9 protein-coding genes are annotated in these 11,012 nt (G+C 71.7%); 7 read left to right on the forward strand and 2 right to left on the reverse strand.

The genetic code is table 11. From position 1 onward, the window contains the following. Positions 1–4 precede the first annotated feature (4 nt). On the reverse strand, positions 5–673 hold the full coding sequence (locus ACN27J_RS30060) for a GntR family transcriptional regulator (RefSeq protein ID WP_421371408.1): 669 nt from the start codon (positions 671–673) through the stop codon (positions 5–7). Positions 674–840: 167 nt separating this feature from the next. Here ACN27J_RS30060 and ACN27J_RS30065 point away from each other — a divergent pair, with 167 nt between their 5' ends. The 3 genes from ACN27J_RS30065 (at position 841) to ACN27J_RS30075 (ending at position 5,598) form a co-directional block, all read left to right on the forward strand. After that, positions 841–1,911, forward strand: coding sequence for a lactonase family protein (locus ACN27J_RS30065; protein WP_421371411.1), 1,071 nt, complete (start codon positions 841–843; stop codon positions 1,909–1,911). Between the two features lie 256 nt (positions 1,912–2,167). Continuing rightward, a complete protein-coding gene (locus tag ACN27J_RS30070) occupies positions 2,168–3,871 on the forward strand; it encodes a VWA domain-containing protein (RefSeq protein WP_421371414.1) in 1,704 nt (567 codons plus the stop codon). 242 nt (positions 3,872–4,113) lie between these two features. After that, the gene (locus ACN27J_RS30075) at positions 4,114–5,598 is read left to right on the forward strand and encodes a sugar transferase (protein ID WP_421371416.1); all 1,485 of its coding nucleotides are present in this window, start codon (positions 4,114–4,116) and stop codon (positions 5,596–5,598) included. A 59-nt stretch (positions 5,599–5,657) separates the two neighbouring features. Here ACN27J_RS30075 and ACN27J_RS30080 read toward each other — a convergent pair whose 3' ends face one another. Then, positions 5,658–6,872: an ROK family protein gene (locus ACN27J_RS30080; RefSeq protein WP_421371418.1), complete on the reverse strand. Its 1,215-nt coding sequence runs from the start codon at positions 6,870–6,872 to the stop codon at positions 5,658–5,660. A 74-nt stretch (positions 6,873–6,946) separates the two neighbouring features. On the opposite strand from ACN27J_RS30080, the gene xylA reads away from it, so the two are divergent. The 4 genes from xylA to ACN27J_RS30100 all read left to right on the forward strand — a co-directional run bounded on the left by xylA (position 6,947) and on the right by ACN27J_RS30100 (position 10,898). Beyond that, complete coding sequence (gene xylA, locus ACN27J_RS30085) at positions 6,947–8,134, forward strand: xylose isomerase (RefSeq protein ID WP_421371420.1); 1,188 nt, start codon at positions 6,947–6,949, stop codon at positions 8,132–8,134. A 49-nt stretch (positions 8,135–8,183) separates the two neighbouring features. Beyond that, positions 8,184–9,602: a xylulokinase gene (gene xylB, locus ACN27J_RS30090; protein ID WP_421371423.1), complete on the forward strand. Its 1,419-nt coding sequence runs from the start codon at positions 8,184–8,186 to the stop codon at positions 9,600–9,602. A gap of 319 nt (positions 9,603–9,921) precedes the next feature. Further along, positions 9,922–10,710 (forward strand): helix-turn-helix domain-containing protein, encoded by a 789-nt coding sequence (locus ACN27J_RS30095; RefSeq protein ID WP_421371425.1) that lies wholly within the window; start codon positions 9,922–9,924, stop codon positions 10,708–10,710. Continuing rightward, positions 10,701–10,898 carry a DUF397 domain-containing protein gene (locus ACN27J_RS30100; RefSeq protein WP_421371427.1) on the forward strand — a complete coding sequence of 66 codons (198 nt, stop codon included), beginning with the start codon at positions 10,701–10,703 and terminating at the stop codon, positions 10,896–10,898. Before ACN27J_RS30095 ends, ACN27J_RS30100 begins: the two co-directional genes overlap by 10 nt. Positions 10,899–11,012: the final 114 nt, after the last annotated feature.

Raw genomic sequence — 11,012 nt, forward strand, 5'->3', positions numbered from 1 at the left:
CGGGTCAGCCCTGCCGAAAGTAGGGGAGGTGGCGTTGCCGGGCGGCGAGCAGATGCTCGCGTACCGCTGCCTCGGCCCGGTCCGGGTCACCGGACGCCACCGCGTCGACGATCCGGTGATGTTCGGCCCCGCTGGTGCGGTAGTGGGTCGGCGGGAAGTGCAGCCGGAACAGGTGCAGGTGTGGCCGGAGGCGGACGACCGCGTCGTGCAGCATCCGGTTGCCGGACTGTTCGGCGAGCAGGTTGTGGAACCGGGCGTCCTGGGCGGTGAAGGCGGCGATGCTCGCGTAGCCCTGCGCGCCGGGTACCGGACCGGGCAGGTCGGCGGCCTCGCGGAGCAGACCGAGGACGGCCGGTTCGGCGGTCGCCGACCGGGCTGCGGCCCCTCGGGCGGCGGCGGTCTCCAGGATCAGCCGCATCTCGACGAGTTCGTCGAACTCGTCGCGGGTAAGCAGTGGCGTGGCGGTGTATCCGACCAGTGGGCGCTTGCGGACCAGCCCGTCGGCTTCCAGCCGGGCGAGCGCCTCGCGTACCGGGGTGGGTGAGACCTGCAGATCGCGGGCCAAGGCGTCGATGTTGATCCGGGCGCCCGGAGCGACCACGTGGTCCATCACCTGGGCGCGGACGGTCTCGTACACGTCGTCGGTGAGGGTGAGACGACGCGCTGGCCGCACGGGACCCTCCTCGGTGCTCGACCCGCAGGCGCCGGCCGTGGATCGGCCGGCCCGGCAGCGGGTAGATCAAAGATCCTATAGGATCGCTCGGATTGAATCGAGTGTCCGACGTCGGTGGCCCGGGTTGCGGTCGGGCCCGGCCGACGCGGACGGCGGAAGGGAGTCCGGTGCGCGCAGCGGAGCCGAATCCGGCGGCAGAGACGATCTACCTCGGCTGCTACACGGCCGAGGGCAGTGGGAACGGGACCGGGGTGATGGTCGCCCGACGGGACCCGGCGACCGGCCGGCTCAGCGAGCCGACGCTGGCCGCCGAGTGTGCCTCGCCGTCGTTCCTCGCCCGGCACCCGCGCCGTCCGGTGCTGTACGCGGTCAACGAGGTCGACGAGGGCACCGTCAGCGCCTGGTCGGTCAGCGGTGACCGGCTGCGTCCGCTGGGTAGCCAGTCCACCGGTGGGTCGAGCCCGTGCCACCTGGCGTTCGTCGCGACGGGTGGGCATCTGGTCAGCGCGAACTATGTCAGCGGCAGCGTAGCGGTGCATCCGGTCGACGACGACGGGACGCTACTGCCGCGTACCGATCTGCAGACGCATTCGGGCACCGGGCCGCGACCCGACCGTCAGGAGGGCCCGCACGCCCACATGGTCTCCCCGGACCCGGACGGTGCCGGGCTGTACGTCGTCGACCTGGGCACCGACGCCGTGCACCGCTACCTGCTCGACCCGGCGACCGGCACGCTGACGGAGCCGGACCCGGCAATGGCGGCGACGCCGGGCAGCGGCCCTCGGCATCTCGCCCGGCACCCCGACGGCCGGTGGGCCTATCTGGTGGGGGAGCTGGACGCCAGCGTGACGGCGTACGAGATCGACGGGGCCGGTGGGCTGACCGAGCGTGCCCGGGTGCCGGCGAGCGAGTCGTCCGCCGGTGCGGCCGGCGGCGCCCAGCCCGCCGAGATCGCGGTCGGGCCGGGCGGCCGGTTCCTCTACGTCGCCAACCGCGGCCCGGACACCATCGCGGTCTTCTCGCTTGCCGTCCCCGACCAGCCGAGGTACGTCGCCGAGGTGCCTTCCGGCGGCCACTGGCCGCGCCACTTCGCGATCGTCGGCGATCATCTGTACGTCGCCAACGAGCGGTCGGACTCGGTGGGCGTGTTCGTGATCGACCCGTCGGACGGGGTGCCGGCCCCGGTCGGCGACCCGGTCCCGGCGCCGACGCCGACCTGCGTCCTGCCGGGTTTCTGAGGACTGTGCGGCTGATGCCCGGCTCGTGACGCGACGGGCTGTTTGTCGAGGTCGACAGCATCCTGCCGGACTTCTCGAAACGTACGGAAGCGGCGCGGCTACCTGAAGTAACCAATTTCCATTCAAGTGTTTCTCCTCCGTAACTTTCGTCCGAACGTACCTGGCACGGTGGCCTGCTCATCCGGAGTATGGGACCGTGCCAGGCCGCCATCGGATGCGACGTCGGGTTCGCGGAGCAGGCGCCATCGCAGCGGCGATGGCGCTTGTCGTCGTCACCGCCGGGGTCTGGTTCGGCTACCAACGTCTCACCGCTCCGTCCTGCTCCGGGGCGTTGCCGCTGGTGGTCTCCGCCGCGCCGGAGATCGCGCCCGCCCTGCAGGCGGCGGCGGACCAGTGGCGGGCCGAGGGCGGCGCGCTCGGTGACACCTGCGTCGCGGTCGAGGTCGCCGCGTCCGACCCGGTCGACGTGGCCGCGGTGGTGGCCGGGCAGCACGGTGTCGCGCTGGCCGGGGTCGGCCAGGCCAGCGGTACGGCGATCGCGCCGGATGTGTGGGTGCCCGATTCGTCTACCTGGCTGCTCCGGCTGAGTTCGCTGGCCCCCGGGTTCACCCCGGCCAACAACGAGTCGGTGGCCCGTAGCCCGGTGGTGGTCGCGATGCCCGAGCCGGTGGCGACCAACCTGGGCTGGCCCGACCAGCAGTTGACCTGGACCGACCTGCTGCAGCAGATCACCACCGGCACCGAGCTGCGGACCGGCATCGTCGAGCCGACCCGCGACGCCGCCGGGTTGTCCGGCCTGCTCGCCCTCGGTGAGGCGGCCGGCGAGGCCGGAGCGAACGCGCAGCAGGCGACCACGGCGGCGCTGCGCGCCCTGGCCACCGGCCGGTCCGCGCTGCGGGAGGACCTGATGGCCCGCTTCCCCCGCTCGGCCGACCCCGCGTCGGTCGCCTCCGCGCTCGGTGCCGCCGCCCTGTCCGAGGAGGACGTAATCGAGTACAACGCCGCGCAGCCGCCGATCGCGCTCGCGGCGCTGTACCTGGAACCGGCGCCGATGTCGCTCGACTACCCGTACGCGGTGCTGCCCGGTGCCGACCCGGCGACGGCCGCGGCGGCGGCCGGCTTCTACTCGGTGCTGACCGGTGCCGGGTTCCGGAACCGGCTCGGTGACCAGGGGCTGCGGGCACCGGACGGCACCTGGGGTGCCGGTTTCAGCGCGCCCCAGGGGGCGCCGAGCCCGGCCGGCACCGCACCGGCGACTGTCACCCCGGACTCCGGCGGTACGGCGGCCGGTGGCCTGGACCCGGTGGTGATCGACCGGACCCTCGCTACCTGGACGTCGGTCACCCTGCCCGCTCAGATGCTCGCGGTGATCGACGTCTCCGGTTCGATGCTGGAGCCGGTGCCCACCGCGGACAACGTCACCCGGGCCGATCTCACCCGGGAAGCGGCCCGCCGAGGGCTCGGCCTGTTCGACGATTCATGGGCCCTCGGACTGTGGATCTTTTCCACCGAGCTGGACGGCGAGCAGGACTGGCGGGAACTCGTACCGATCAGTCCGTTGAGTAGCAGTCGGGCCGAGTTGGAAGCGTCGCTGTCGGAGGTCGTGCCGAAGCGAAACGGAAATACCGGTTTGTACGACACGACCCTCGCCGCTTATCTGACGGTGCAGGACGAATGGGCAGCCGGGCGTGTCAACTCGGTGGTCATCTTCACTGATGGTAGGAACGAGGACGACAGCGGGTTGACCCAGGATGAGCTGTTGGCCGAGTTGGCCGAGACGGCTGATCCACGGCGGCCCATCCAGGTGATCTACGTTGGCATCGGGGACGGGGTGAGTCAGGAGGAACTGGAGTCGATCACCAATACCACCGGTGGCGGGGTGTTCGTAACCGAGGATCCGGCCAACATCGGTGACATCTTGCTCAAGGCGATCGCTCTCCGCCCGACAACCGTGCGCTGAGTCGGTGATGTGGCGGTTCGAGAGGTTTTGTCGAGCCACCGAGTGACTGAGGGTTGTGAAATGGCTCCATATTGTACCTCTATTGTGGAAGCCCTCTGGCCGACTGACGGTAATCTGTCGCAAGCTTCGGCCGTGCTGGATGGTGGGCCAAGATATCGGGGTGCCGTGGCACCACCGGTACCAACGACGGGCCAGCGAGGTGCCCGGGGTCTGCGTCGACTCGAGCAAGCTGGGGAGGGCTAGTGACGTCGGCGACTTTGGTCAACGCTGCGGTGGTGCAACCGGAATCCACACCGGGAGCGCCCACCGCAGTGCTGCACGCGCGACAGCGTGCCTACATTCGGGCGATCGCCGCCCTTGACATCGGCGTGCTCTGCGCCGCCGTGCTGGCCGGCTACGTGGTGCGTTTCGGTGCCGAGGAAGCCACCGGAGCGGACCTACCGTACGTCCTGACGACCCCCTGCCTGATGATCGCGTGGCTGGCCTCGCTGAAGTTGCTGCGCTGCTACGACGACCGGGTGCTCGGCTACGGCGCCGACGAGTACCGGCGGGTGATCACCGCCAGCCTGCGGCTGGCCGGCACCGTGGCGATCATCGGCTACGTCGCCAACGTCGGGATCAGCCGAGGCTTCCTGGCGGTGGCCTTCGCGGTCGGCACCGTCGGTCTGGTCGCCGGCCGGTTCGGCGCCCGCAAGTACCTGCACCGCCAGCGGGCCACCGGGACGGGGTGGTTCCGCAAGGTGCTGGTGGTCGGGGACACCCCGCACGTGCTGGAGCTGGTGCACACCCTGCGGCGGGAGCCGTACGCGGGCTACCGGGTGGTCGGCGCATGCATCCCGGACGCGCTGCTGGCCCCGGTGCCGCAGCGGCTCGGTGACGTGCCGGTCGCCGGTTCGTTCCGCAACATCCCGGACGCCGCCGCAGCCACCGGCGCCGACACCGTCGCGGTCACCGCGTCCGGGGAGCTGACCGCCACCCGGCTGCGCCGGCTCGGCTGGCAGTTGGAGGGCACCGGCATCGACCTGGTGCTGGCCCCGGCGCTGACCGACGTGGCCGGTCCGCGGATCCACACCCGGCCGGTCGCCGGGCTGCCGCTGATCCACGTCGAGGCACCCGAGTTCCGGGGCACCCGCAAGCTGGTCAAGGGCTTCGTCGACCGGTCGGTGTCGCTGCTGGCGGTGACCCTGCTGCTGCCGATCCTGACCCTGCTCGCCCTGGCGATCAAGCTCGACAGCCGAGGGCCGGTCATCTTCAAGCAGGTCCGGGTCGGCCAGGGCGGGCGGGAGTTCCACGTCTACAAGTTCCGCACGATGGTGGTCGACGCCGACAAGCTGCTCGCCGAGCTGGCGGCCAAGAACGAGACCGACGGGCTGATGTTCAAGATGCGCGACGATCCGCGCATCACCCGGGTCGGCAGGTTCCTGCGCAAGTACTCGCTCGATGAGCTGCCGCAGCTGGCCAACGTACTGTTCGGCCACATGAGCCTGGTCGGTCCGCGCCCGCCGCTGCCGTCGGAGGTGGCCCGCTACGACGGCGACGTCGCCCGCCGGCTGCTGGTCAAGCCGGGAATGACCGGCCTGTGGCAGGTCAGCGGCCGGTCCGACCTGTCCTGGGAAGACGGCATCCGGCTCGACCTCTACTACGTGGAGAACTGGTCGCTGGCCAGTGATCTGACCATCCTGTGGAAGACCTTCGGCGCGGTCGTCAACGGCCGCGGCGCGTACTGACCTGGGTCTTGACACCAGCCGGCCCTGATCGCGGCACGCACTGACCTTGGCCGTTGGCGTCAGCCAGCGGCCAGCCAGGGGGCCGGGTGGTCGCGTACCGCCCGGACCACCGCGCCGGCCGCGCCGGTCCCCGCCGCCTCGGCGCCGAGCAGCGAGGCCTGGACGGTCACCGGTGACCAGCCGACGGTCAGCACCCGTCGACCGATCTCCGCCTCGACGACCGGCGACAGCCACGGTGCCAGCGGCGCGTAGATGCCACCGAGCACGATGGTCTGCACATCCAGCAGGTTGACCACCCCGGCGAGCACCACGCCGAGCGCGCCGGCCGCCGCCGTCAACGCCCGGCGGACCTGCGGTTCGGAGCGTGCCGCCCGATCGGCGACCTGCCGCAGCGCCTCGGTGGCGGTCAGCCCCTGCCCGGCCAGGCCGGCCGAGCGCAGGATCGCCTCCTGTCCGGCGTACTGCTCCAGACAGCCGCGTGCCCCGCAGCGGCAGCTCGGTCCGTCCGGGCGGACCGCGAGGTGGCCGAGCTCGCCGCTCCACCCCCGGGTGCCCCGGAACAGGCGGCCGTCCAGCACGATCCCGGCACCGATGCCGATCTCGCCGGAGACGTAGACGAAGTCGGCCGGCTCGCCGTGGCGGGCGTGCAGCTCACCCAGGGCGGCGAGGTTGGCCTCGTTGTCCACGGTCAGCGGTACGTCGGCGAGCGGGCTGCCGTCGGTGGCCAGCACGGCTGCAACGTCCACGTCGTGCCAGCCCAGGTTCGGCGCGAGCCGGACGAGCCCGTCCCCGGTCACCAGCCCGGGTACGGCCAGCGCGGCGCCGGCCAGCGGGAGCTCGCGCGCCTGCGGCGCGGTGAGCACCTGGTCGGCCAGCGCGGCGAGCCGGGCCAGCACCAGCTCCGGCGGGTGCGGCCGTTGATCCGCCGGTAGCACCGCCCGATGGCGTACCGTTCCGGACAGATCCACCAGGCAGGCGGCCAGGTAGTCGACGTTGATCTCCAGGCCGAGACCGGCCGGGCCGTCGGCAGCGAGTGCCAGCCCGGTCGCCGGCCGGCCGGCACCGGTCCGGGGCACCGGCGCGACCTCGGTGAGCAGGTTGCCGCCGATCAGCTCGTCGACGAGCGCCGAGACGGTGGCCCGGGTCAGCCCGGTCGTCGCGGCGATCTCGGCGCGGGATGGTGGGCGCTGGGCGGCGGCGACCTGGCGGACCACCAGCCCGAGATGGTGCTCGCGCAGACCAGCCTGGCGGAGCGGGGATTCTGGCGTGCGCATGGCCTTGACAATGCCACACGGCGGGAAAATAATTCAATCACTAAACAAATCTGTCGTGTTACGCGGAGGTCACCATGACAGTCCAGCCCACGCCGGCCGACAAGTTCTCCTTCGGGCTCTGGACCGTTGGATGGCAGGCCCGCGACCAGTTCGGCGACGCCAGCCGAGGCCCGCTCGACGCCGTCGAGGCGGTGCACCAGCTCGCCAACCTCGGCGCGTACGGCATCACCTTCCACGACGACGACCTGATCCCGTTCGGCTCCGACTCGGCCAGCCGCGACCAGCACATCGCCCGGTTCCGCAAGGCGCTCGACGAGACCGGCCTGGTCGTGCCGATGGTCACCACCAACCTCTTCGGCCACCCGATCTTCAAGGACGGCGGCTTCACCAGCAACGACCGCTCCATCCGGCGGTTCGCGCTGCGCAAGGTGCTGCGCAACATCGACCTCGCCGCCGAGCTCGGCGCGAAGACCTTCGTCATGTGGGGCGGCCGGGAAGGCTCCGAGTACGACCACGCCAAGGACATCCGGGCCGCGCTCGACCGCTACCGGGAGGCCGTCGACCTGCTCGGCCAGTACGTCGTCGACCGCGGCTACGACCTGCGGTTCGCCATCGAGCCCAAGCCCAACGAGCCGCGCGGCGACATCCTGCTGCCGACCGTCGGCCACGCGATCGCCTTCATCTCCAGCCTGGCCCGTCCGGAGATGGTCGGCCTCAACCCCGAGGTCGGCCACGAGCAGATGGCCGGGCTCAACTTCACCCACGGCATCGCCCAGGCCCTGTGGCACGGCAAACTGTTCCACATCGACCTCAACGGCCAGCGCGGGGTCAAGTTCGACCAGGACCTGGTCTTCGGCCACGGCGACCTGCTCAACGCGTTCTCCCTGGTCGACCTGCTGGAGAACGGCGGCCCCGACGGCACCCCCGCCTACGACGGCCCCCGGCACTTCGACTACAAGCCGTCGCGTACCGAGGACTACACCGGCGTCTGGGCCTCCGCCGCCGCCAACATGCGCACGTACCTGCTGCTCAAGGAGCGGGCCGCGGCGTTCCGGGCCGACCCCGAGGTGCAGGAGGCCCTCGCGGCCAGCAAGGTCCCGGACCTCGCCGTGCCCACCCTCAACCCCGGCGAGACCTACACCGACCTGCTCGCCGACCGGGCCAGCTTCGAGGACTTCGACCCGGAGGCCGTCGCCGAGCAGGGCTTCCACTTCGTCCGCCTCAACCAGCTCGCGGTCGAGCACCTGCTCGGCGCCCGCTGATCCCGCACCGTCCAACGCGAACCCGCCCGACCCTCCTGGAGGACCAGCCGTGACCCTCGTCGCCGGCGTCGACTCGTCGACCCAGTCGTGCAAGGTGGTGATCCGCGACGCGGACACCGGCAAACTGGTCCGTGAGGGCCGGGCGGCGCATCCGGACGGCACCGAGGTGCACCCGGACGCCTGGTGGGCGGCGCTGCAACAGGCCATCGACGCGGCCGGCGGGCTGGACGACGTCTCCGCCGCCGCCGTCGCCGGCCAGCAGCACGGCATGGTCTGCCTGGACGAGGGCGGGCAGGTGGTCCGCCCCGCCCTGCTGTGGAACGACACCCGCTCGGCCGGTGCCGCCACCGAACTGATCGACGAGTTCGGCGGCGGCACCGCCGGGCGGCAGGCCTGGGCCGACGCCGTCGGCCTGGTGCCGGTGGCCAGCTTCACCATCACCAAACTGCGCTGGCTGGCCCGCGCCGAGCCGGCCGCCGCCGACCGTACGGCCGCGGTCTGCCTGCCACACGACTGGCTGACCTGGCGGCTGGCCGGCACCGGCGACCTGGCCGCGCTGCGCACCGACCGCAGCGACGCCAGCGGCACCGGCTACTGGTCGGCCGCGACCGGGCAGTACCGCCCCGACCTGCTCGAACACGCCTTCGGCCGGACGCCGCTGGTGCCGACGGTGCTCGGCCCCACCGACCCGGCCGGCGCGCTGGCCACCGGTGCCCCGCTCGGCCCCGGTGCCGGGGACAATGCCGCCGCCGCCCTCGGCGTCGGCGCCCGCCCCGGCGACGTGATCGTGTCGATCGGCACCTCCGGCACCGTGTTCAGCGTCGCCGACACCCCGGCCGCCGACCCCAGCGGCACCGTCGCCGGCTTCGCCGACACCACCGGCCGGTTCCTGCCGCTGGTCGCCACCCTCAACGCCGCCCGGGTGCTCGACGCCGCCGCGAAACTGCTCGGCGTCGACCACGAGCGGCTGGCCGAGCTGGCGCTCAGCGCACCGGCCGGCGCGGACGGGCTGGTGCTGGTGCCGTACCTCGAAGGGGAACGCACCCCGGACCGGCCGACGGCCAGCGGCTCGCTGCACGGGCTCACCCTGGCCACCAGCACCCCCGCGCACCTGGCGCGGGCCGCCGTCGAGGGCATGCTCTGCGCGCTCGCCGACGGCCTGGACGCCCTGGTCGCCCAGGGCGCGACCGTCAACCGAGTCATCCTGGTCGGCGGCGGGGCGCGCTCTGCGGCGGTACGCCGGATCGCGCCCGAGGTGTTCGGCTGCCCGGTGCTGGTGCCACCGCCGGGGGAGTACGTCGCCGACGGTGCCGCCCGGCAGGCCGCCTGGCTGGCGCTGGGCACCGCCGACGCGCCGGACTGGACCCCGGCCGATACCGAGGAGTACGCCGCCGAGGCGGTGCCGGCGATTCGCGCCCGGTACGCCGACGCCCGCGACCACGTCCTGAACCGGGTCACCGCCGGCTGATTTCGCGGCGGAGCCCTCCCCTGGCATCGCAGGTGCGGACCCCCGAGGCGCAGCTTCCCGGGTCTCCCGTCTGAGATGCCCGGTCGGGGGTTGCCGGCCCCCCTCGGGGTCCCAAAGACCGGTGGGATGTGCTGCGCCCCGGGGCGTTCAGTGGGACGCTGTCCGTCAATTTCCATCCTGGACTGCCACCCCCGGCCGATGGAAGATGGATGACCACCCGGAGTGACTCGGTGGTGACGCGGAAGGGCTGTGGGTGGGGTCGGGAGTGCCGGTGGCCGGCGCGTGGCGTCCGGTGTTGAATTGAGGGGCGCGAAGGTCTATGAGCGGCAGCAGGTTTCTGGTAAAGGAACTCCGGCGGTTACGCGAAGCAGCGGCGCTCAGCCAAGAGGCGTGGGGCGAGCGCGTCCACTTCTCGGCGAGCCACGTCGGCTCGGTCGAGCGCGGCGAACGGCCCGTCCTGCCGGACTACCTGCGCGCCGTCGACAAGGCATTCGGTACGGCGCTTGTCGAGTTCTATGTAGAGTTCGTCGTCGGGGAGCAGACCCCGGTGTGGCTGCGCCCGTTCATCGAACACGAAGGACGCGCCACCTTGCTGCGCGTCTACCAGCCGCTGCTCATCCCCGGGCTACTCCAGACCGAGGCGTACGCGCAGGCCGTCATCACGAGGTACGGCCGCCAGGGAAAGGCAGCTGCCACAGCTCTCGCGGGCAGACTCGCTCGGCAGGAGATCCTGTACCGGGAGGATCCGGAACCCTGCCGGCTTGTCGCGGTGGTCGACGAGAACGTCCTGCGATGCCGTGCCGGGGCTGCTGCCGTGATGCGCGACCAGATGAAGGCCCTCGTGTCGGCCAACGATCGGCCGAACATCACAGTCCAGGTGATCCCGTCCGACGTCGGCGTTCATCCGGGTATGGACGGCCCGTTCGCCCTTGCCACAGTTGACGGAAGGTCGGTCGGGTATGCGGAGGGGCAGCTGCTGGGTCGGGTCGTGGAGAGCCCTGACGCTACGGCCGAGCTCGAACAGGTATGGGAGAGCATCCGGGAGTACGCTTTGCCGAGCCATCAGAGCCAAGAACTGATCATGAGGACGGCAGAGACATGGACATGACCAAGCCGCGTTGGCGCAAGAGCACCCACAGCGACGGTGGTGGGTGTGTCGAGGTGGCCGACAACGTGCCCGGCCGCGTCTACGTCCGGGACACCAAGGATCGCGACGGCGGCATGTTGGCGTTCGCCCCGTCGTCGTGGTCGAGCTTCGTCGAGATGGCGAAGGTACGGCTGAGCCTGCACCCGTAACCCGCCGGGAGTAGTTCACGGACGGCGGACGGAGCCCTGGACCCCGCCGCTGGTCACCGGGTCCGGGGCTCCTCCTGTGTCTCCTTCGCGAAGGGTCCGTCGTGACGCTTCTGA

It is taken from the genome of Solwaraspora sp. WMMB762 (assembly GCF_049179115.1).
Lineage (GTDB): Bacteria > Actinomycetota > Actinomycetes > Mycobacteriales > Micromonosporaceae > Micromonospora_E.

Bases quoted from the DNA above. Each gene is read 5' to 3' on its own strand.
- ACN27J_RS30070 (WP_421371414.1), top strand. From the start codon at position 2,168: ATGGCGCTTGTCGTCGTCACCGCCGGGGTCTGGTTCGGCTACCAACGT.
- ACN27J_RS30080 (WP_421371418.1), bottom strand. From the start codon at position 6,872: ATGCGCACGCCAGAATCCCCGCTCCGCCAGGCTGGTCTGCGCGAGCAC.
- xylA (WP_421371420.1), top strand. From the start codon at position 6,947: ATGACAGTCCAGCCCACGCCGGCCGACAAGTTCTCCTTCGGGCTCTGG.
- ACN27J_RS30095 (WP_421371425.1), top strand. From the start codon at position 9,922: ATGAGCGGCAGCAGGTTTCTGGTAAAGGAACTCCGGCGGTTACGCGAA.
- ACN27J_RS30100 (WP_421371427.1), top strand. From the start codon at position 10,701: ATGGACATGACCAAGCCGCGTTGGCGCAAGAGCACCCACAGCGACGGT.